The 22,398-nt window shown below is 42.4% G+C and carries 21 protein-coding genes and 5 pseudogenes; 8 read left to right on the forward strand and 18 right to left on the reverse strand.

The window, feature by feature from the left end:
• The first annotated feature begins 95 nt into the window (after positions 1–95).
• From B5D06_RS00305 to B5D06_RS00330, 6 genes and pseudogenes are all read left to right on the forward strand, one after another.
• On the forward strand, positions 96–1,349 hold the full coding sequence (locus tag B5D06_RS00305; protein ID WP_078736033.1) for a site-specific integrase: 1,254 nt from the start codon (positions 96–98) through the stop codon (positions 1,347–1,349).
• Positions 1,350–1,356: 7 nt separating this feature from the next.
• A complete protein-coding gene (locus B5D06_RS00310; RefSeq protein WP_078736034.1) occupies positions 1,357–1,833 on the forward strand; it encodes an Arm DNA-binding domain-containing protein in 477 nt (158 codons plus the stop codon).
• Positions 1,821–2,138, forward strand: a pseudogene (locus tag B5D06_RS00315) (tyrosine-type recombinase/integrase). Before B5D06_RS00310 ends, B5D06_RS00315 begins: the two are co-directional and overlap by 13 nt.
• 472 nt (positions 2,139–2,610) lie before the next feature.
• A pseudogene (locus B5D06_RS00320) lies at positions 2,611–2,787 on the forward strand (helix-turn-helix domain-containing protein); the annotation flags it as partial.
• A gap of 7 nt (positions 2,788–2,794) precedes the next feature.
• Positions 2,795–3,103, forward strand: a complete 309-nt coding sequence (locus B5D06_RS00325) for a helix-turn-helix domain-containing protein (RefSeq protein WP_078736038.1) — start codon at positions 2,795–2,797, stop codon at positions 3,101–3,103.
• Positions 3,104–3,443: 340 nt separating this feature from the next.
• Positions 3,444–3,878, forward strand: a complete 435-nt coding sequence (locus B5D06_RS00330) for a plasmid mobilization protein (RefSeq protein WP_078736040.1) — start codon at positions 3,444–3,446, stop codon at positions 3,876–3,878.
• 104 nt (positions 3,879–3,982) lie between these two features.
• Here B5D06_RS00330 and B5D06_RS00335 read toward each other — a convergent pair whose 3' ends face one another.
• The 12 genes and pseudogenes from B5D06_RS00335 to B5D06_RS09125 form a co-directional block, all read right to left on the reverse strand.
• The gene (locus B5D06_RS00335) at positions 3,983–4,528 is read right to left on the reverse strand and encodes a DUF4948 family protein (protein ID WP_234989527.1); all 546 of its coding nucleotides are present in this window, start codon (positions 4,526–4,528) and stop codon (positions 3,983–3,985) included.
• A 12-nt stretch (positions 4,529–4,540) separates the two neighbouring features.
• Complete coding sequence (locus B5D06_RS00340) at positions 4,541–4,915, reverse strand: hypothetical protein (RefSeq protein ID WP_159442654.1); 375 nt, start codon at positions 4,913–4,915, stop codon at positions 4,541–4,543.
• A 1,207-nt stretch (positions 4,916–6,122) separates the two neighbouring features.
• Positions 6,123–6,731: a hypothetical protein gene (locus tag B5D06_RS00360; RefSeq protein WP_078736047.1), complete on the reverse strand. Its 609-nt coding sequence runs from the start codon at positions 6,729–6,731 to the stop codon at positions 6,123–6,125.
• Positions 6,722–6,901, reverse strand: a complete 180-nt coding sequence (locus tag B5D06_RS08815) for a hypothetical protein (RefSeq protein ID WP_143742531.1) — start codon at positions 6,899–6,901, stop codon at positions 6,722–6,724. The genes B5D06_RS00360 and B5D06_RS08815 overlap by 10 nt, the downstream gene beginning before the upstream one ends.
• Positions 6,902–7,108: 207 nt before the next feature.
• Positions 7,109–7,210 (reverse strand): annotated as a pseudogene (locus B5D06_RS09015) (RHS repeat-associated core domain-containing protein); the annotation flags it as partial.
• Positions 7,211–7,591 (reverse strand): hypothetical protein, encoded by a 381-nt coding sequence (locus tag B5D06_RS00370; protein WP_078736048.1) that lies wholly within the window; start codon positions 7,589–7,591, stop codon positions 7,211–7,213.
• 31 nt (positions 7,592–7,622) lie between these two features.
• Complete coding sequence (locus B5D06_RS00375) at positions 7,623–11,840, reverse strand: DUF6531 domain-containing protein (RefSeq protein WP_159442655.1); 4,218 nt, start codon at positions 11,838–11,840, stop codon at positions 7,623–7,625.
• 165 nt (positions 11,841–12,005) lie between these two features.
• Positions 12,006–12,443: an SMI1/KNR4 family protein gene (locus B5D06_RS00380; protein WP_078736050.1), complete on the reverse strand. Its 438-nt coding sequence runs from the start codon at positions 12,441–12,443 to the stop codon at positions 12,006–12,008.
• Between the two features lie 7 nt (positions 12,444–12,450).
• A complete protein-coding gene (locus tag B5D06_RS09020; RefSeq protein ID WP_234989528.1) occupies positions 12,451–12,789 on the reverse strand; it encodes an HNH/ENDO VII family nuclease in 339 nt (112 codons plus the stop codon).
• Positions 12,790–12,915: 126 nt separating this feature from the next.
• Positions 12,916–13,029, reverse strand: a pseudogene (locus B5D06_RS09025) (RHS repeat-associated core domain-containing protein); the annotation flags it as partial.
• Complete coding sequence (locus tag B5D06_RS00390) at positions 13,030–13,365, reverse strand: hypothetical protein (RefSeq protein WP_078736051.1); 336 nt, start codon at positions 13,363–13,365, stop codon at positions 13,030–13,032.
• A 1-nt stretch (position 13,366) separates the two neighbouring features.
• Positions 13,367–14,467 (reverse strand): RHS repeat domain-containing protein, encoded by a 1,101-nt coding sequence (locus B5D06_RS09125; RefSeq protein ID WP_078736052.1) that lies wholly within the window; start codon positions 14,465–14,467, stop codon positions 13,367–13,369.
• Between the two features lie 398 nt (positions 14,468–14,865).
• Here B5D06_RS09125 and B5D06_RS00400 point away from each other — a divergent pair, with 398 nt between their 5' ends.
• Positions 14,866–16,530: a helicase C-terminal domain-containing protein gene (locus B5D06_RS00400; RefSeq protein WP_394364841.1), complete on the forward strand. Its 1,665-nt coding sequence runs from the start codon at positions 14,866–14,868 to the stop codon at positions 16,528–16,530.
• A 72-nt stretch (positions 16,531–16,602) separates the two neighbouring features.
• On the opposite strand, the gene B5D06_RS00405 is transcribed toward B5D06_RS00400, so the two are convergent.
• The 6 genes from B5D06_RS00405 to B5D06_RS00430 all read right to left on the reverse strand — a co-directional run bounded on the left by B5D06_RS00405 (position 16,603) and on the right by B5D06_RS00430 (position 21,378).
• Complete coding sequence (locus B5D06_RS00405; RefSeq protein WP_078736053.1) at positions 16,603–17,394, reverse strand: nucleotidyl transferase AbiEii/AbiGii toxin family protein; 792 nt, start codon at positions 17,392–17,394, stop codon at positions 16,603–16,605.
• A complete protein-coding gene (locus B5D06_RS00410; protein WP_078736054.1) occupies positions 17,391–18,164 on the reverse strand; it encodes a type IV toxin-antitoxin system AbiEi family antitoxin domain-containing protein in 774 nt (257 codons plus the stop codon). Before B5D06_RS00410 ends, B5D06_RS00405 begins: the two co-directional genes overlap by 4 nt.
• Before the next feature lie 119 nt (positions 18,165–18,283).
• A complete protein-coding gene (locus B5D06_RS00415; RefSeq protein WP_078736055.1) occupies positions 18,284–18,595 on the reverse strand; it encodes a helix-turn-helix domain-containing protein in 312 nt (103 codons plus the stop codon).
• Positions 18,583–20,634: a bifunctional DNA primase/helicase gene (locus B5D06_RS00420; RefSeq protein ID WP_078736056.1), complete on the reverse strand. Its 2,052-nt coding sequence runs from the start codon at positions 20,632–20,634 to the stop codon at positions 18,583–18,585. The genes B5D06_RS00415 and B5D06_RS00420 overlap by 13 nt, the downstream gene beginning before the upstream one ends.
• On the reverse strand, positions 20,631–21,023 hold the full coding sequence (locus tag B5D06_RS00425) for a hypothetical protein (protein WP_078736057.1): 393 nt from the start codon (positions 21,021–21,023) through the stop codon (positions 20,631–20,633). Before B5D06_RS00425 ends, B5D06_RS00420 begins: the two co-directional genes overlap by 4 nt.
• Positions 21,010–21,378 carry a hypothetical protein gene (locus tag B5D06_RS00430; RefSeq protein ID WP_148297500.1) on the reverse strand — a complete coding sequence of 123 codons (369 nt, stop codon included), beginning with the start codon at positions 21,376–21,378 and terminating at the stop codon, positions 21,010–21,012. The genes B5D06_RS00425 and B5D06_RS00430 overlap by 14 nt, the downstream gene beginning before the upstream one ends.
• Before the next feature lie 645 nt (positions 21,379–22,023).
• Between B5D06_RS00430 and B5D06_RS09140 the strand changes: the two are divergent.
• Positions 22,024–22,353: pseudogene (locus B5D06_RS09140) on the forward strand (IS30 family transposase); the annotation flags it as partial.
• Positions 22,354–22,398 lie beyond the last annotated feature (45 nt).

A 22,398-nucleotide genomic window follows, 5' to 3' on the forward strand; every position in this document is an offset into this window, starting at 1 on the left:
AGTGGTAACTTAAACGGTGTTTTTTCTCTTGTTTTCAATGTTTTGCGTAGCGACAACTATCCCTTAGAGGTCTAACTTTGTAAACAAAAACGACAATGAAAGAAAAGATATTGAAGCTACTCTTTTACCTCAAGCGAGGCACACAGAGTAAGGAAGGAAAAAGCCCCATTATGGCTCGCCTCAGTGTGGGGCGAACAATGGTGCAGTTCAGTTGTAAAATTGCTTGCTCTCCTCAGCTATGGGATAGCCGTAAGAGCAGACTCGTGGGCAAAAGTGCCGAAGCTGTATCTGTAAACGCAGAACTCGACCGCTTACAACTCGCTGTACATCGAGCCTTTGAGTATTTGCAGAGTAAGCAGGGGGAAATAGTAACAGCCGAGGAGGTTAAAGCCACACTCTTTCGCTTAAACAGCGATAGCCAAGGGCTGCTATATCATTTGGAGGGCTATTTAGCACGCTTTCGAGAGCGTGTAGGCATAGACCGCAGTGAACGCAGGTATAAGTGTATCTTCCTATTTCGCAAGCATTTCGAGACTTTTATCAAACACCGCTATCGAGTAGGCGACCTGCCTGTTCAGAAAGTTTGTAGAGCCTTGGTTGAAGACTTTGAAGCGTATCTCACTCGAGAGAAGGCTTTCAAACTCAATACCACGGCTGGCTACCTCTCTATGCTGGCTTCGCTACTGAAAGACCTATACAAACGGCATATCATCGACACTTACCCCTTCTTGGGCTATTCTATCCGCTGGGATGTCGGTTCGCCACGCTACATTACCAAGGAGGAGCTTTTGCGTATTATCGCCTTAGATGAAACGCAATTAGGAGATTACGAGCTGGTGTCAAGGGATATGTTTGTCTTTGCTTGCTATACAGGCTTATCGTACACGGATATTTATCACCTCACCTCTGAGCATCTTGTGGAGGAGGGCGGAATGACTTGGATACGCAAGCCTCGCATCAAGACAGGCAATGTGTGCCACATACCCCTCTTGCCTGAGGCATCTACCATCATCGAGCAATACCGAGGTATTCACACCCGAGCCTTTCGCCACGAGCCCCCCAAGGGCTATCTCCTGCCCATTCCTGGCTGTGATACAGTCAATATCCATCTGAAGAAGATGGCGAAGCTCTGCAAAATCAATAAATGCCTCACCTTCCATATGGCTCGTCACACTTTCGCCTCGCAGATGACCCTCTCCGAGGGGGTATCTATCGAAAGCGTGTCGAAGATGCTCGGGCATAGTCAAATCAAGACTACACAAGTCTATGCCGAGACCTCGCCCGAGCGCGTGTTTCGGGATATAGAGCGTATCCTGCCCGAGATTGCTCACTATCGTTTAACCAACTAAAAGCAAGATGATGAAAAGTACATTCTCTGTGTTATTCTTTATCGACCGTAGCAAGGCGAATGAGGAAGGGCTATGCCTTATCCGTTGCCGCATTTCTTGTAATGGCAAGACAGCTTCGTTCTCCTCCAAGCAACAAACAGCCCCCGAAGACTGGAACGCTCAGAGGGCTAGAGTAAAAGCAAGCTCTCCCACGGCACAAGGCATCAACAACGCACTGAATGCTATCGAGCAGGGACTGAATGCACTCTACGAACGCATTCTCAGAGAGGAGCAATACATCACAGCCGAGTACCTCAAGGAGCAGTTTCTCCGAAAGGAAAAGCCCCAGCAGTCAATCTTAGAGCTATATCAAACCCTTTGCGAGGCGAAGAAGGCTTATGAAGGTAAGACCCTTAGTAAAGCCACCATAAGAGCCTTTCGGGATAGTTACAAGAGCTTTGCTCGCTTTTGGGATTCGAGGGGGCAAAGCGGATGTATGCCGTAAACAGCCACTTCAATCGCAAAATCCGTGAGCTACTCATCAAGGCTGGATGTTCGCCCCATGCAGAGGCGAGTTCGCACACCGCACGGCATACTTTTGCCACAACCATCTGTTTGGAAAACGGCTTGCCGATTGAGACGGTGAGTCAGATGCTGGGGCATAGTAGTATCGACACGACACAGATTTACGGCAAAATCACCGATTAGAAGATACAGGAGGATATGACGGCACTTGCCGAGCGTCAGCAGGCGGAGTTTGAGGGCTACTGCAAAGCCATCATGCGTCAAGCCGAGCCGTCCACCGCCTAAGGTCGTCTTCATTTCGGGCAAAGGTACAAGGGCGGTCCGTTTGCCCAGCAAGGTCAAGTCCTGCGGAGGAGAGATTTTTTGTACGTATGAAAATTTATCGGAGTACGTACCAAAAAATATTTTCATACGTACAGAAATTTACCGCCTTGCGGAAGAAAATATTTTTGCTTCCGCAAGCAGAGAAATTTTCTTCCGCAAGAAAATTTAGAGGTTTCTTTGGGTAAATTTTGATACCTATATAAGGCCTTTCAGAACGCTATACATAAGACACCCTCTCCCTCCTTGCTTGGCAAACCCACCCTCTATTAAGAAAAGCCCGAACGAATACGATATACTCAGGCCTCCCTGGACGCAAGCAAGGCTTAAAACGAGCCATTTTCGACCATAGGAACGAGCCTAATCCTCATCTCATTACCGCAAGTGTGGCTGTTTCTATCAGCTCCTTTGCCTGCCTTTTCCCTCGTTTCCCTTGCCTCCCGAAACAGAAGAATGGCTCGACAACGAAGCCGTCTGCCGTAGGCTGAGCATCAGCAAGCGAACCTTGCAGACACTTAGAGATATGGGCAAAATCCCCTTCTCTATGGTCGGGCATAAGTGTTACTACAAAGAGAGTGACATCACGGAAGCATTGAACTCAAAAACTGAATGAACGCACTATGGCAGAGAATGAAATCATTACAAGCGAAATCCGTCAGATGCAGCTGTTTACTCAGCTGATGGAGGGCGTATTAGCCAAGTTGGAGCGTTATTGTGCCTCGGCTCGCCCGATGCTGGGTGGAGAGGTATTCCTCACAGGAGAAGAGGTCTGCGAGCTACTCAAGCTCAGCACACGCACGCTCCAAGAGTACCGAAGCAACGGCGCTTTAGCCTATTACAAGATAGGAGGTAAGATACTATACAAACAGAGCGACATCCAAGCGATGCTCGAAAAGCATTATAACCCCATTCTAACAGTCAGAAAGTAAGATTAGATAGACGCAAGTCTGAATAGACTTAGGTCAGTTGGTCAATTGGTCAGTTAGTCTATTTAGACCAACCACCAAAACAACCTCTAACCTTAGCATTGAAGTCATCTAACGACCTCTGAAATAACCTTTGAACTTAGTCTTGGAGTTATCGAGCAAGCTCGAAACTCAAGAATTAGTAGACCTACTGAATGCTGAGCCATCAGCTATTGAACCTACCCCTTTTTGTTCATAGCAAGGTGTGTCTTTGTACCACAAATTGTCATTTGTCGCACAAAGACCCTTGCCCCGATAGGGGTATCAATCACTCCAAAGTCTTGATTAAAGAACAACGAAACCAATGAAAAGAAAGAATACAGACAAGCCAGACGGCAGATGTGCCACCTGCCCACGATGGGACAGATGGCACATCAGAGTACCGAACCCAGAAGATCAACAAAAGCTCATTGAGCTATACCGAAAGTCGGGAGCGAAAACCAAGAGCGACTACGTCAGAGGACAGCTCTTGAATCATTCCTTTAAGGTCATTACAGAGGATAAGACTGCCGAACCCTATCTGAGAGAGTTGGACAGCATCATCACTAAATTGAGAGTTATCGGTATGAATTACAACGAAGCCGTTAAGACGCTCAATAGCTACCACACAGTCGCCACAGCACAAAGAATGATACAGCAGCTCGAAAGATACTCCGCAGCTATCATTAGATTACAAGTACAAGCGATACAGCTGACAATGGCATTTGATAACCGAGAGAAAGAACCTAACCTACTATAAAAAGCCAACCTATTCAAAGGGTACATTGAACTTAAGAATCTTTGCGATGATCAGATAGTAGACAAATTATACTATTCCCAAAAGAATAATATGCCCATTAAAAGTCAATTCTCTCGACAGAGATGTATATACCATGATCCCTTAATAGGTCGATATAATTCTAAGTTGGTCGAATATCGCTGTGCAACTTGATTCAAATCTTCCATCGTAATTCTTTTGATGAGAAATTTCTCCAAGTCAGGATTCAAGATACATTCTTCATTGTATCGCTTTAGGTCATCTACTAGTTTTGAGGAATAGAGATATTCTTTATATCCACCACTAATCGATAGCCCCCATGTGTGTAGTAGCAAACGTACCTCAGTCGTATCCGTAGTAATGATACGACTGACTTTGATTTTTTGAAGTAGGGTATCTAATTGTTTCTGATGTTCGGACGAAATCATCGAAATAACACTATCCTTTTCGTCATAAGGAGGATAGTGAAAATTATGATATTTGACGGAAATATCCTTCAGTTCCTCAAATGTAGCTTCATGAAGATTGAAGTTATTTAACATAGAGTTATCCGAGGGCATGGCAATCTCTTTCTTACAGCCAATCATCAAAAAGACAAACACAATCGAGACTATGGTTAATGGTTTGAACATTCTCTAATATATTTAGTATAGGTTGTATGTAGAGTGCTTAAAGTGGCAGATGTATTTTAATGAATCTTCTTCAGGAAGGTACCAGACAGTCAGCATACTATCTATGCGGTTAGTTTGCCAGGTATATTCCCAAACTTCGACCGAGCGTAGAGAACGAATTGAGTCTGGAAAGGATTCTAAAACAAGTGTTCTAAACTCATCATACTCTTCTGTGATAAGATATTGTTGTTTCTCTTTGGGCGTACCATACAAAGAAGAAAGTACCTCGATGCGAAAAGATGCAGAAGGAGAATCCATCTTTCCAGATATTTGTTCGGTATGATTTTGACATCCAATAAAGAAGAGCGTAGACATTAAGCTACTAATCCAAGTCGCACTCCGCACCATATTTTAGAGTATTTATCCTTATGCAATCCAATCCATATGATGTCCTCTAATAAACTCATATGAATCATTTGTTCCCTTTGGGTCAATGTTTGAAAAGGAGATAAGAAAGGGGGTAAAACCTCCCCATGTGATTATCTCATAGCTCCAAAAGATAAATTTTCCCAACTGAAGCCTTTGGGGAGACTGTTGCTCGTAGTCGTTGAGTATTCTGTCCAGTCGCTCTCCTCTATAATATCGACAATATATGAATACTAAGATAGGCAATATCAGCAGTATGGCATATAGCCATGAGGCAGGCTCGTTCTTAGATTTTATTGGAAGGTATTGTAGGATACGACATCCTGTGTAAAACTCAACGATATAGACTATCGTTAGTAGATTAAAAAGAGAACAGAGAGAGACGATAAATAAAGAATCGGATAATATCCCTCTAGGGCAATCCTCCCCACTATTCTTACGAACATAGTGTTCAGTCCAATATACTATATCACGATTCATAAGCATTCCTTGAGTGGATTTACTAAAACGTATGCTATGAGGATAGAAGTTATCAGTCCTATAATGGAGAGGAGCATATAGTAGGCAAATAACTTCCCTTTATGTGAAGTCTCCTTAGTCAGTTCTCTCTCTTTCCTTTTAATCTTGCTTAGGCAATATAGATTGAATATAACTGGTACCATCAGAAATTGAAGAAAAAACTTAAGCAAAGAATCCATCGGTTTTATTGCTATAAACTGTAGATTTTGAAAAAGTAAGATAGGAGTATCCCAAAGGATATGAAACGATATAAGAAGCCCCAAAATGTTTAGAGCATTCCCCATAGACATGAAGACTACAGATATCCATTGATAGTCTTTAGGGTTGTCTTTCTTGATACTACATAGAGCATCATGCAAGATTTTCCAATACATCAGAATCATTTAACTCCTTCCCCCTCCCCAAAAAAAGTATTCACTTGATAATTCTTGAGAGGTAATATAGTCTGTATGTTGTCAAACAAAAGTGCACTGCTACCAAGGTAAGGAATATAGTCAGCAGGATCTATGTAGGGATGGAATGGGTTGCTGGAACCTGAAATATGAAAGTCCAGACCAACAACAGGAATCATATGACTGCTGACCAGTAACATTAAACATAAATAGAAATTATTGCAGAGTATATAAGGTCGAAGGTCTCCTCAAAAGATTATAAGATTTCCATATATCAATCACCACGGTAACAAATCCCCAATTTTATCAAACTCCCTATAAGTGATGCCATAAATCTTCACCATATCCTCTATAGACGTCATAATCTGTGGAGAAAAAGAAACAATGGTATTTCCCGCTTGTGGTGCAAAAAAACAACACAAAATAGGTGCATACCCTCGTAGTAGAAGTTGATTAATAGCAATGACATTTATTGTGCCCTTTTTATCATCAAATAGGTCTAAAAGTAATGGTATAGGAGGAGAGATAATTTGTTTGTTTTTTTTTAATCTAAGGAGTATCGCTCTCTTCTTTTCCCATAAAGAAAATGCGGTGTAATCTGAAAATAACTCATCAAAAATTTCTACTGGAATACCTATGCAAGACTTTGAAAACACCATTTTTTGCGATGTCTTTCTCAAAGAAGCATCCCAAAAAACATACTTCTCAGATATGCTATCCAATACTTTTTCTGCTTTCTTTGTGACAAAACCATATGGACCATACCCATCAACTATATCATATTGATAACATAAGCAGTATGGCTCAGCTTGTATTTTCTCCTTTGAACTAAATAAATTATAGTCTTTTGGGAAAGCAAACTTGATAACACCCTCCATTACTTCCATATAAAAACAATCTCTTCTCCAGCGTTATTTACAGAGTGGACATGCCCTCCTTCATGGTGTTTAGGGACTCCAGGTAGCCCTGCATCGGGATGACCATCAGGATGTTCCATCCAATAATTTTTCCCTTTAGGATTTCTTGCACCTAAGCTTTCTGCTTTTCTAGATCTCATCTCTCCCCATTTTTTACCTCGACTACTTTCATTTAATTCATTTATATCAATACGTTCTCCTCCTTTTGATTGCCTTGGAGCTTTCGCGTGATCTTTTGCCTTTTGAATAGCCTTTTTACGACTTCCAACTTTGACAACCTTATAGTCCAGCCCCCAGGGATCAATCCACCAGTTACTATCGTGAGTATATGCGTAAAGGGTAGGATTATTCCCTGCGAGTCTAATTGGGTCTTGCGAGATGTAATTTGAGTAGTAGCGGAATCTGTTATAGTGTAGCCCTGTCTCCTCGTCCTCGTATTGCCCTTGGATTTAGTAGAACTCAATTTTACAATCTGATAGAGCATATATTCTACCGTCCGAAAGTTCTATATTATTTTCAGAGATTTTACCTGTCAATAAACCTAACTGCTCTGCCCCTTGTTCTATTTGTTTCCGCCACCCCTCAATATCTCCTTTATAAGATAATCCGTGAAATAATTCATTGGTCGGTAGCCTTAGTTTGCAATTTTCCGATATTACTCCTCCACTTTGAGCTATTTCAAACAAAGAAGTTACTTTATCAAATAATGATTGCTTCTTAACAGCTCGGCTACTTTTTGTAAAAAAATCCTCTCCGTCATCAGAAATATATAGGTGTTCTCTTCCCTCTACTTTTATTGTTCCTGGAATATGTCTATTAATTGTACTCATTATTATGGTGTTATATTAATCTTTACATTACTTAATCCTGCATCTTGGAAGATTTTTGTGTAATGTGTTGCCAAATCTTGGCTATTTGTATGATAAATAACCTCGTCAAAAGCATTCGAGTATTTTTGAGCTTGTGAAAGCATTTTTTGTTGTTCTGCAATAGCGAACGGTTTATTCCTATTTTACTATTGGGGTTTCGTATTGATTTAGACCAATCTTTTACATATTTGGCTTCTATTGCTACATTCTTACCGTTTATATCTACAACGTGGTCAGCTATTCCATTAACTTGTTTTCCTCCAATCATCGCTCTATATTCCCTTTGTGATTGAGGTAATTTTCCTCCATACATATCTTGGATTTGTTGTTCATATTTACGAGCTTTTGAAGTTGCTTTACCACAATCCAATCCAAATGGGTCAATTTCCGTATTGCTGTCAAAAACATCCCCATACAAGGTCGGGTTTCCGCCAGCCAGTCCTATCGGGTCTTGACTGATATAGTTTCCTGTACTTGGGTCGTAATATCTGTAGCGGTTGTAGGCGAGCCCAGTCTCCGTATCGAGGTACTGCCCTTGGTAGAGGAAGGGGATGAAGCCCGCCTCTCCGACCTCTGAGCGTGTCCGCCCATAGATGTCAAGCAGGCAATCCCATACGACCTCTCCCTTGCTGTCGAGAGCTTGTATGGGCGTGCCGAGGTAGTCCTGCACAATGGTGTAGCTATCCTTTTCTGTGAGCTTGGCCACAGGGGTATAGCTACTGCCATCGTAAACCCAAGTCACGAGGTTCGTGTGCAGCTCCTCTCTATCGTAACTTGTCCGCCCAAGCTCATCGGTCAGCACTCGCGGCTTGTCCTGTCTGCTATAGCTCCACTCGTGTAGCAGCACATTACCATCCCAAGCATAGCGATAGCAGGTATCTTGCGTCTCTTTGAGCGTACGACGCCCCAAGGCATCATATTCGAAGCGAATACAATGCCCCTCAGCAGTACGCACACTCTTGAGCATACCATTGCCATACCACTCGTAAGCTGTGTCGCCCTCTTGCCAGCTGTAATGCTTTTGTAGCTCCTCAGGGCTTGGCTTAGTGCGCGTAAATAGCTTGTCTAACCAATCCTTAGGCTCTGGACGAACTGGTGGCTCTAAAATGTTACGAGGACTCTTGAGAATAAGATTTCCCTCACCATCATAACGATAGTAATATTCTTTATCCTTGAGTAGTCTTCCGCCTCTATCATAAACTCTGTCCTTCCGCTCCTTATCTCGGTAGATATTACCAATGATGTCCGGGGCTTTGAACAAACGCTCATATACTCCGCAAGAAGAGTAGTTCAGATTGCCTACTTTGTCGTAGTCAAAGAGTATAGGATCAGCGAGTAGGTGAGACTTTAGTGAGATAAGCTTGTTGTTAATCCCCCAGCTAAAGAGACGATGTCCTCTCTGCTCCTTGCCTTTGTAGACAAAGCGTCCTGACATAGAGCCATAGGCATCATACTGCGTTTTGATGAAGAGGTCTCCTGTTGCAAAGCGTTCAATTTCTCTACCTGCCTGGTCATAGCAGATGCGGCTCTCCCATAGAGAGCCATCCTCCTTATCTGCTTGTAGTTGTTCTACGAGACCGGTGCTGTTGTAGTCAAACCTTTGTTCAGCCCCCAAAGAACTGCGTACCTGAGTACGTTCTCCAAAGAGATTGTAGTTTGATTCAACCTTGATACCATCCTCAGGAGTGCCCTCTGCTGGGAACTGCTGCTCTGTACGGATACGCCCCAGTGTATCTCGCTCAAAGGTGATTTTACTATGGGCATTGTATGCCCCACTCAATTGTCCTCTCTTATCGTAGGAGAATGCTTCCCAAGAGCCATCAGAGTAGTCGGCACGGCTAATCCGACCAAAAGCGTCTCGCTCATAGGTTGTCTGTTGCTTGTTGGGACGCACTACTTGTGTGACTTCACCTGCCTGATTATAGACGAACTGCCGTTCTATATCATCAAAGCCAATTTCTTTGATGATTTGACCTGCTTTGTTGCGTTGAAAGCGATAGAGATGTCCTTTTTCATTCGTAAGAGCTGTAAGTTGCTCCATAGGGTCATAAACGAAATGAACCCTTTCACCACGCTCTTCGCGTTCCTTGAGGCTGCCCATAGAAGTGTAACGCATCTTGACGTGTCGCTCCTTATCCTTAACCTCGGTAATGTTGTCATAAGCATCATATTTGAGGTCTATCACATTACCATCGGAGCGATAGATACGCCTTACTCTATCTAAGAGGTCGTACTCAAAGCTATCGGCAGGATGGAGTGGGCGGGCTTCGCTGAGCATACGCCCTCGGTAGTCGTAAGACCAGCTCTGTTGCTCTTGTTCCCCCACTTTATAGGAGATGAGATTACCCATCTCATCATAAGTTAGGGCAATAGAGCGGTCGCCCTTATTGATACCGATAAGCTCCCCTTGTCCACCATAGTGAAGGATAGTAAGCGAGCCGTCGGCATCCAAAATACGATTGACCCGATGAGCATATTGCTCGGACTTATCGTAGATGAATAGACGCTTAGCCCCACTTGGGTCAATACTTATAACAAGTCGGTCCTGCTCATCGAAGATTTGATAAGCATAACTCCCATCGGGATAACTAACCCCTATTTGATTTCCTCGATCATCGTAATGCCAGCCCCAAATACGCCCCTCGGGGTCTATCTCTCGATAGAGTTCCATCGACTCGGTATAGTCATAACGAGTGGTATTGCCCAAGGGGTCGATAATTGAGCGAACTAGCTGGTTGCTGTCGTAGTTGTATCGAGTCTCCGCTCCATTGGCATCTCTGACAATGTTGTAGCCCTCGGCGGGGAAGTAGTTAATCCAGCCCTCTTGGCTCCCGTCCTTACCCCAAGTATGCCTGCAGCGTCCTTGTGCATCGTACTCCCAGTAGAAAGTATCGCCATTGCGGTCGGTCTTTTCGACCATACGATGCTCTTCATAACGGATATGTGTCGTTTGCCCTAGAGCATCTGTGATGCCGATCATATTGCTGTCGGCATCGTAGCTATAGCGAACCAAGCATTCACTATCTCCATTCGGGTAGAAAAGGTAGATGCTCTCGATGAGGTCGTGGGCGGAGTTCTGGAAAACAAATTTTCGTCCTACGGCATCTACCATAGTCCGCAAGCGAGACTCAGTGTAGTCTAAGCGGATGCACTGACCATCGTCATTGCTAAGGCTGGCCAAACGATAGCAATCATAACCCTTGTATATATCTTGGTAGGTAAAGTCATAGCGAAGTCTCTCTCGATGCTCATAGCTACTATACCCAAGTTCATTTCTGGAGAGTGTGATGCGTTCTGTTCGATCAAAGAAACTTTCACCTACAGCGAGCATAGGAAAAGTTGCAATACGACCATCACCTAGACGCAGTACGATAATCTCGTCTTCGGGGAGAATGATTACACTGCGGTCGTAGTTGCAGTGTACTCCTCGTCCTAAAGGTCCTATATAATCAGAATCAGAGTAGTAGACACGCTCCCAAGATAGCGGTAGGAGCGATGGAAAGGAGAAGTCTATTCCTTCATAAACGACTACTCCATTGACCAAGTTTACTGGTTCAAAGCCGTGCTTACAGAGCCAGTCTCCTAAAGACTTTGTTTTGGGAATTTTGCTCCCAAGATTACTCTTAAGAACTTTGTGATTAAAGGAGGTCAATGCTTTCTTAGCCCCTTTTTTCAAAGCTTTGAATAGTGCAGGAGCAAAACTCAGGAGAGTACTAAAGCACATACTCGTAGCCAGACCTTTTAACACTCCACCCCAGTCGGGGATGTATGGACCTCCTAAAACAACAGGAGCCCCTGTTGGGATGGGAAGAGAGTATGAGGTGGGGGCAAAAAGTGAGGGAGTAAACTTAAGTTTCTTCTTCGGCGAAAAGGCAGCCGAGAGCGGAATACCCACATCGTTACAGGTCATCAGCATATGACCCTTAGGACAAAGGCGTGTCTCGTCGGCAAAGGTATGCTCCGAGGAGTAGAAATTCATACTCTCATGACCGATGACGGGCATCATCACAAAAGGACCAAAGAGTGGGATGTGCTGGAAAGTAAGCAAGACGCCACTTGTGTCTGATACACCACGTTTCAGACCATTGATATGAACATCGCTACCTAAGAACGGAATATAGTCAGCAGGATCTATGACCAGCCCAATGTAGGGATGGAATGGGTTGCCGGACGCTGCAAGATGCAGGTCCAGACCAACTACCAGAATCATATGACTGCTGACTAAGAGCATTGTGACTAGTGTGGATGTTAATTAGGGATATGTTGAGCTGACTCTATCCTACGAATGGCTTCCCTCCAACGATAAAATTACCACAATCCCCCAATATTTCTTTCATTGGGAATACTGATGCCATTCTATATCTTTGATCATACTTCACCATTCCGCAAAGTTCTCCTCAATAAATTCATCAAAAGAGTTAGAGACTACCTGTCGCTTTTCAGTATCATAATCAAATAACACTACTTGTCCATTAGAAATTATAGCAATCGGATTACCAGCCCCATCATCGGCAATCACAAAACTTTCATTAAGTTCTACAGAAAGAGTTGTGTTAAAAAAAAGATTGCGTGCTTTAATGGTTAAATCGACTATTGTCTCATTACCTATTGAAGTTCCATTTGAAAAGGCATGAATAGCTATTCCAGCATAAGCTCCCCCAAAATTTTGAATAAACTCCTTATAGTCCTTATCCATCACAACACCGAGTTTTTTTTCTGCATCTGCAATTTGCTCATCAGTCGCTGGTTCTCCGAGCAAAGTTGGGTTCTTTCCAAAGAAAGCAACTAACCTATTCATCAGTTCTTGTTTCATTATCTACTTAATTACATTCTATTCTTATACCTCTTGCTTTTAGTTCAGCTTCTGCTTGACTTTTCCAATACTCTTGCTTCCATCTATTGAATTCAATTCTTTCATCAGATGTTAACCCTATTCCCTTCTTTTTCCCAAATGGGTGCTGTCCTGGATTTGTGTGTAGCTTATCGTGATGTTTGGCAGGCATTGCAATTAACTCTCCATTAGGGTTTTGCCTGTAATGATGTAACACAATTGTATTTCCTTGTTTATCCACACCTGACAATCCGAACCCTTTGCCATTGAGAGCATTATTATTAGCATGATAGAGAGCCTTTAATTGGTCATCACTCAAATGACACAATCTAGTATATCCACTGACTTGGTGGGTTTGTCCGCTACTACTTGTAAAAACAATAAGATTCGAGCTTAACCCCCATGGGTCAATCCACCAGTTGCTGTCGTGGGTATACGCGTAAAGGGTAGGGTTATTGCCTTCGAGTCTAATTGGGTCTTGCGCGATGTAGTTTCCCGTATGAGGCGAGTAGTAGCGGAATCTATTGTAGTATAGCCCTGTTTCCTCGTCCTCGTATTGCCCTTGGATTTAGTAGAACTCAATTTTACAATCTGATAGAGCATATATTCTACCGTCCGAAAGTTCTATATTGTTTTTAGATATTTTACCAGTTAACAAACCTAACTGTTCTGCTCCTTGTTCTATTTGTTTCCGCCAACCTTCAATGTCAGAATGGTAAACAACAGCATATAATTTTTCACCTTGAGGGGTAATAACATAGCATCCATCTTCTGATACTCCTCCAGTTTTAGGTAAGAAAGGCTTAATAAATGTTGTCACTTTCTTAAAATCATCAGATTGAGAAATTTGGATATAAGATACCTCTATTCCCTCTACTTTTTGATAGCCTGGTAAATCAATCATATTATGGTGTAATTTCAAATTTAAAATTATTAAGACCTGCGTCTTGAAAGACTTTCGTATAATGGCTTGCAAGTTCTGGACTATTTGTGTGATACGTTACACCGCCAGGGAATGCAGCAGAATATTTTTGAGCTTGTGAGAGCATGTTTTGTTGTTCTGCAATAGCAAACGGTTTATTTCCTATCTTACTATTGGGGTTTCGTATTGATTTAGACCAATCTTTTACATATTTAGCTTCTATAGCAGTATTTTTACCGCCAATTTTAGTTATATTATCAGCTACTCCTGAAACAATTTCTCCATTTATAATAGCTGTATATTTTCTCCTATTAAATGGAGTATCTCCATATAGGGCTCTTATACGCCTTTCATATTGATGCCCCTTTTTCGTTGCTTTACCACAATCTAATCCAAACGGGTCAATCTGTGTGTTGGGGTCGAAAACATATCCATAGAGTGTAGGATTGTTTCCAGCAAGCCCGATAGGGTCGGAGGAGATATACATACCCTTTTGCGGGGAGTAATATCGGAATCTGTTATAGTATAGCCCTGTCTCCTCGTCCTCGTATTGCCCTTGGAAGCGGAAGGGCACAAAGCCCCGCTCTCCACGCAAAGTCAGCACCTCTCCATAGATGTCGAGCAGGCAATCCCATACGACCTCCCCCTTGCTGTCGAGTGCTTGTATGGGCGTGCCGAGGTAGTCCTGCACAATGGTATAGCTATCCTCCTCTGTGAGCTTCGCCACAGGGGTATAACTACTGCCATCGTAAACCCAAGTTATGAGGTTCGTGTGCAGCTCCTCTCTATCGTAACTTGTCCGCCCAAGCTCATCGGTCAGCACTCGTGGCTTATCCTGTATGTTGTAGCTCCACTCGTGTAGCAGCACATTACCATCCCAAGCATAGCGATAGCAGGTATCTTGCGTCTCTTTGAGCATACGACGCCCCAAGGCATCATATTCGAAGCATACTTTTCGTATGAAAGAGACTCCGAAATAGTTTTGCGCGTTCCAGTACTGTGTTATAGAACTCTTCATCGCCCCAACCATGTGAAGCGAAGTCGCCATTAGGCAAATCCATAGGGCAAGAAGACGAAACAACATACTTTATTTCAAAAATTGCAGAACAAAGGTACGATATCAAGGAGCTTATAAGCGAAAGATTTAGGGAATTATTTATCAGAAGCAACGATTTTCTTTGATTTCAGTCGTTTTTCATCGGATAATCAGTACCTTTGCGGGTAAGAAGTAAGGGATATTTGTAAAGTTGCAAAATCAAGATGCAAGAAGCACCTCGCTCGTTTCTTATTCGTTCCCCTTAGCTGAGTAGACACTTGATTATCTACTCAATATCAAATCATTAACTCTCATCAACCCGATTTTATGCGGAGATCTGCGATTTCCGTACAGCCAAAGACATTGGCATTGATCGACCAGAAAAGAATGAAATCCTACACAACATCCCACCAACACCTGAGCAGGAGGATTTTATCAAACGACTGATGGAGTTTGCTAAGACCAGTAATGCCACTCTTCTTGGTCGTGAACCACTAAGCGAAAAAGAGGAAAAGGCGAAGATGCTTATCGCAACGGACTATGCGAGGAAGATGAGCCTTGACTTACGCATGATTGATTCTGCCTACGAAGATCACATTGACAATAAGGCTTCCCACTGCGCCAAAATGCTTAACGACTACTACCAAAAGTATAACGCACAAAAAGGGACACAATTTGTCTTCTCTGACCTCGGGACTTACAAGCCAGGAGAGTGGAATGTCTATTCGGAAATCAAGCGTAAGCTCACTGAAGGCTATGGCATACCCTCATCAGAGATCCGTTTCATTCAAGAATGCAAAAATGAGAAGGCTAAAAAAGCAGTAATCGAGGGTATGAATAAGGGAAGTATACGCATCCTGTTCGGGTCCACCGAAATGCTTGGAACGGGAGTTAATGCCCAACAGCGAGCGGTAGCGATTCATCATCTCGATACGCCTTGGCGTCCTTCAGACCTTGAGCAGCGCAACGGACGGGCTATCCGTAAGGGGAACCTTGTGGCCAAAGAGTTTGCCGACAATAAGGTTGATGTCATTATCTATGCCGTTGAGCGTTCATTAGATAGCTATAAGTTCAATCTCCTGCACAACAAGCAGCTCTTCATCAATCAGCTCAAGACAAATACGCTCGGCTCTCGTACGATTGACGAGGGTTCTATGGACGAGGATAGCGGTATGAACTTCTCGGAATATGTGGCCGTACTCTCGGGTAATACAGACCTTTTGGAGAAAGCCAAGCTTGATAAGAAGATAACAGCTCTTGAGTCAGAGCGTAAGTCCTTTCTCAAAGAGCGTGATGCCGCCAGCGGTAAATTGGCTGAGATGCAGCACTCAGTGGAGTATCACACGGGGCGTGTTGAAGAGGCAAAAGCCGATATGGCGACATTTGAGAGCCGAGTACAGCGTGATGAAGAAGGCAATCCCATCAATAAACTTGTCCTCAAAGGCATAGAAGAGGGTGCCGACATCAAGACGATGGTAGCACGCTTGCGGGAGATTGAAGAGAAAGCCCGCACCAACGGTGAACACCAAAAAATCGGAGAGATTTACGGTTTCTCTATCATGGTAAAGACAGAAAGCTCCATGAAAGACCTCTTTCAGATGTCGTCCAATCGATTTTTTGTCAAAGGGCAGGAAGGTATCTATTACACCTATAACAATGGTAAGCTCGCCAGTGATCCTAAACTTGCCTGTGCTAACTTTGTCAATGCCCTCGAACGTATCCCTAAGGTCATTGAGACACATGAGAAGGAACTTGCCAAGGCGACGGCAGATATTGGGGTGTACACGACAATTGCCAATGGATCGTGGAAGAAGGAGAACGAACTGCGTTTGCTCAAAGGACAAGCTGCCGAACTCGACCGAAAAATTGCCTTAGAGCTTGCTCCGCCTGAGCCTGAGAAGGAAGAAATCAAAGATGGAGAGAAGAAGAGGCAAGGACAAGGAGGAGTACAAAACACGACCTCTCAAGGGGCAACGCAAGAGTCTACTCACACTTTGCTCCAACACATGACAACGCCGCAGTCCTCTATGCACGCTCCTAAGAAGAGCGAGCCAGAAAACCCGGGCATCATGAGTCGTGTGGTAATCTCTAAGCCCAAGTGGAAAATATAAAAATAAATTGTGGCAAGCCTAATAGTAAAGGCTTGCCACAATTTGTTTTACTAATGATTGTACCAAGATTCATTATAACAAATCAACTAGTTTCTCTTTTACCAGTGTCCAAGCCTCCTGCGGAGAGTAATTTATCCCTGGACGAATAATAGCTCTCATATCTGAGAGGAACTCCTCGTCCTGCATCTTATCTTCCATATTCGCTAAGAACTGTTTTTTAGAAGGGACTTTGTCTACGACAAACTCCATATACTTTTGGTAACAAGCCAATACTTGTTCTAAATCAACATTTCCTTGCTTGAGAGACCAATACAAATCAAAGAGATCTCGACCTTTGCGACGTTGATACAATGCACGCAACTTTGTTCCTAATAACTCTTCTAATTTGTATGTATTGATGGTGGTCTCTCCTGAAAACCATGAATTCTCAACACGAAAAGGGAAGTCTTGTAGTCCCAGAACACTGAAGTGCTCTCGTGTATTGATTTCTATTTTAAGTCTGAGATTGACAATAGGAGGCATCTCTGATTCAAATCGATACAATATCGTGTTGTTATGAATGTGTTGCTTAACGACACGTTTTGTCCCTAAGAATGCTAACCGCTTACGGATTTCCATAAGGATTGGCTTTATGGGCTCTGATGAGATTTGAACTAAATCAATGTCCTCAGAGTATCTCACTTGGGGAGCAGTAAATAGCTTATGCAAGGCTGTTCCTCCTCGGAAAGCCAAAGCATTGCGCAACAGCTCAGATTGAAACATCTCAACTAAAGCTCGACTAATTACCAAATCCTGCTCTACCTGGGCATCATTTGTCCACGGAGCTATATGTCGCCACTCTATAATATATCTTTGAGGAATCATAGGATATCCGTTGTTATTGTCTCATTCATTATAACCTTCCACTTTTCGTCAGCTGTACCAACTCTTGGTTTAGACAGAGAAAAAGGTACCTTATGTAGGATTTCAGATTTTAGAGAAGATTCTATTATTGTTGAATCTACACCAATGAAGTCCAAGATGTACCCTACTCTTTGTCGTATCGCAACAGGGTAGAAACGAACTAGTGATCTCATTTTAGACTTTTGTATAATATCAGTCAGTTCTTGAATAACCTCAATACTTCTCCCTAAACCGATTTTCTTTTGAGATATAACCAAATCGAAGATTGTTGCTTCTGGTGTGGAAACTTGGATATATCCCGTTCTTGTTTTTAATGTCATAACGGACTCACTTTCCCAATGTTGGGATAAAGTAAAATCTATCAAATGCTTTCCTGTCTCAATATTCCTAATTTTTGTGCCTGATTGTGTTACAAAGAAACTCATTGGTTGTTGATGACCGGCACCATGTAAAGCTGCGGCAGATAATAGAGAAACATAGTAGGGAGTATGTAGGTATTTCATTAAGTCATCAATGAATAACACCTCTGGTACTCTATTCTGAGTACTAAACTCTGGAGTAACAATTGCATAAAAACCTTGTCTGATAGAATATAGTTTACCCAGCTGAGTATATCTAGAGATAGTTCTCTTTACTAACTCAGGAGATACTCCACGACTAATTAGTTCCTCGCGAGAGAATGTTAGTCGTCCCTCTGCAAGCACACTTTCAATAAAAGTTCCGTAAACCATCTTCAGGCAATCTACCTATTGTTCAAATTTGCAAATAGGGACACTTTTCGTCCCCATTTGCAAATTTAGACAATTAAGTTCGAGCATGCAAACTTCTGATATTCTATTTGTTGCAACATCTACTCCAATATTCTATCGTTTTCTAGCATCTCATCAATCTCATCTCTCCTAAAAAGGAGTCGTCCATTGGCCTTGAGATAGGGTATTTTACCGGAGCAAACCCAGTTGTAGACAGTCTTCTGCTCCACTTTAAGAAGTTTAGATACATCGATAATGTCAAGATACTCGGGCTTTAAGGGAGGGTGAATCATTGTGTCGACCCTTTGCTCTTGTAGAACGAGCAGATGGTCGACTTTTTCTTCCAGAGACGAAAGACATTCAAATAGGCGTTTTTGCCAGAGTTCTTCGGTTTGATTTTCTAATTTCGACATAACTCTCCTTTTTGATAATACCCACTTGTATCCTGAGTCAGGATTTCCTGTTCCCTCATATAAGCAATATACTTCTTGGCAGTACGTTCCTTGATTTCCATCTCTCGCATCAGCACCTCACAGAGTTCTTGATATGAAAGCCTGTGGCTATGCTTAAACGCTTCTCGCACAACAGCAATAAGTTCATCGGCCTTACGCTTCTCCTTCTCCTCCTTTGATTTCTCCCCTCGATAAACGTGCATATCTAAATCCTTGTCCCAGCCAAAAAGTATCATCGGCACATCTAAAGGACTGCCATCTCTTACCTTCAGAGCCTTTACCACTGAATATTCGGGGTTATCATCTTTCTCAATAGATAAAATGCCAGCTGCCTTACGTTGTAATTCTGAGCCGATATGACCGCGGAGTTTGATACCATTGGGAACGAAGTGAAGCACACAAATAATGCAAGTATTATAAACCCCGGCTAAACGATAGAGGTCATCTACTATGGCAATACTCTCACTTTCGTCATTGGCCGAGCGTATGAGATCTGCAATACCATCAATTACAACCAGATGAATACCTCCATGTTTGTGGTGAAACAAATCCATACTCTCGCGAATCAGTTTGAGACGATCTTTTCGAGAGAAGGAGGCAAGGTATAACGAGTGATAAAATTCAGGTACAGTTGATAAAGAAGCCCTTCGTAAGGTCTTGCCTAAATTCTTATACAGCTGAGCTTCCGATTGTTCTGTGTCGTAATGCAATACAGCCAAGCCTTTGGGGTTAGCTGTAATCTCCAAGCCCAAGGTTTGTTCGGGATTCAAACGCTCTATGCCAAGGGCTCCAGAAAGAACAGCCGAGATATAATTGCTTTTCCCTGTGCCCTCACCTCCCGTAACACAGAGAAGATTATCTTGTGTTCCAAGGGGGACACCTTTTACGGACACTATGGCTTTGGAAGCATCCGGCGGGTTGTCATAATCTATCTCACAAGAACGTAGCATCATCATTGTTTGTGTATATATTTCCGATAGCCTATGAGTTATCAGGGCTCTAAGCTCTGCCTCAGTTTTACCCGAAGCGAAAAAGTCTGATATATCTTTCTCATTTTTGCTTCCTGCCAAAGGTAGAGTCAAGCTCAACACGTTGCGATGAGAGAGTAATTCTGCCTGGCGTTCGGCTTCTCTTTGTCCTGTTTCATCCGTGTCATAAAGGAGGATAATGTGTCGAAATCTGAGTTGTAAACTTTCGATAGTGGGCTCAGGAATAAGAGCCGTCTCACTGTTAAAGCAAATAGCATGAAAATGATGAGCAGCAAGTGTGAGTACATCTTTCTCTCCTCCCGTGATGAAGAGTACATCTCCCTTACTGGGGAGCTGCTCAAATCCAAAGATATAATCCTTTGTTTTCTCTCCTCCATAAAGAAAGCGTACTTTACTCTTGGGGCGATAGAGTTTTACAACATCTCCCAATATATAGGCAAACATCGGCTCCTCCGGAGAGGATTGTAGGAAGTAGGGCTTCCCTTGAGATGAAATGGACTCATAACGAGCCAAGGAGCGAACATGGAAGCGTTCAAGGGTCTTATTGTTGATGCCATAATGCATCCAAAATTTTAGTTCTTCGTTCGTAAAGGCTTGTTCGTATAACTTGAATCGCTTGAGGTGCTCTGTGCTTGTTATAGGTCGCTTAGGCTTGATAACAGGGGGAGTGGGACGTGGCAAATATCTCTTCCTTTCACTACTATCATCTGAGATATTCAAATGTAGATCTTCAATAATACACTCCAAGACCTTACGAAAATCTGTTTTCACATCCAACCCCAAAATAGTAGCAGCAAACCAAAAACAGTCTCCCGAATACATATCATTACCAAAGTCTTTCATACGGTAACACTGCGTTTTAGCATCCAAATATATATTGCAGGAGGCACGCCTATCGTCGTACAGAGGGTTTCTAAAGTTACGTTTGGGCACGAAGTCAATCGGCATATAAAAGCAGAAAACTTCTAACCCTCGATTGGTGCGAGCTAAGATTTCTTCTTTCAGATTCATAGTTCTTCAAATATTACCGTATCCTCTCCCATATAGCCTTTAATGATACCATCTTTGTAGGCATTCATTCTCTGCAAAGCTTCTAACCTGCGAAAGCCCTTGAAAGTTGCTCGTCCCGTCTTGATAGCAAGATATAAGCCCTTAAAAGGATAAACCACATGATTGCTCGACAGGTAGCGATAGGGAATAACTTTAGCTTCTCGCCAACGCGCCAATGATGCTTTCGAGATGCCCAAAAGGCGAAGAACATCAGAACTATTCAATTCTATTTTATCCTCCAGGAGCGAGTAATCACGTTTGAGTTCCAGAATGAAGCCTGTCACCTGTCTGATATCTTCACGAAGAGCTCTGACTTCATCAAGCAACGATAGAGGATTATTTGTGCCCATAATTCTTCAAAAGTTTCTGTACAACTTCGAACAATGATGCGAATAGTTGCTTCATGCTCTCATCATCTCCTTGCTCTTTCATTTGATGCACAAAGTGCTCAATGTGGAAAAGTATAACTTCTGTGTCTATTTGGAATAGCTTGCGTACAATCTCCATGAGGTCTCTTTGTTCGATAGTAGAGAACCATTGATGTTTCTGAGGAGTCGTAATAGATTCCACAAAGCCTGAAGGGAGATGAAGTAAAACAACCTCCTTGTCAAATGCCTTTGCACACTTTAGATAGGTGCGAAGATTGAGATTGCTCTCTAACTTACAAGCTTTAATAAAATTGGAGTATTCCATGTTTGCATTCATTGCAACTCTCTTGAGATTGGAAGAAGCTCGAAGTCTCATTTCTAAAGTTGGACAGACAATAAACAGGCATCCTTGTTCTTCCATTTTGGGGCATTTCTTTTTGGGCATCGTATAAGTATTTATATTTTTTACTGCAAAGTTCCATAGAGAAAAGCTCAGAAACAGAATATTATATTACCATTATTTGGTATTATGATACCATTGAGGAGGATTTGCCATGTATAGGTTAATGAAAGTCAGTGCACGGTGCAAGTCCCTTTATATATAAGGGCTTGCACCGTGCACTGAAAATTGTAGCCAAGAGGCTGATAAAATATTTCCTATCAAATAGTTTGGAAAGTGTTCCTGTTTTGAGTACTTTTGAACCAAGGAAATACAAGTGAGTATTTCCAATAGCAGTATCTATGAGTACTCTCTAAGAACTCTCTGGTGGCTACAATTTGGCTACACCAAAAGAAGAAAAAAGGACTAAAAGATTACGATACAAGGAGTTGAAGAATATAGTTCATTATCCTCTCTCTCCGCCAGAAGGTTTCAAAAGGGTTTCACAACCCCCATTCAAAATAGCCTTCAGAATATAGATAATCGTTGTAAAATCAAGGTTTTACAACGATTTTTTTCTTTGTATATATCTTTATCTACTGACGAAAACTGAAGTGTTTCAAGAGAATGGGGGTGCTACATTCCATCACAACGGACAACGGTACAGAGTTTATGGCTTTTTCTTCCATCGAAAGAACACTCAAAATTCCCGTTTTCTTTGCAAAGCCTTATTGTTCAACGGACAAGCCACACATAGAACATCTAAACAAACTCATAAGACAATATATACCAAAAGGAACCTCTTTCTCCGAAATATCGAAACTACAAATCAAAACAATACAGAGACTGCTAAACAACAGACCCAGAAAAAAGCCAAATTTTCAATCTCCTGTAGAAATCCTTGATATATATTTGCAACAACGTTGCTCTTGATATAGGAAAATGCATATGAATTTTTTACACCTAACAAACCTAAAA

This window comes from Porphyromonas circumdentaria (assembly GCF_900167105.1).
Lineage (GTDB): Bacteria > Bacteroidota > Bacteroidia > Bacteroidales > Porphyromonadaceae > Porphyromonas > Porphyromonas circumdentaria.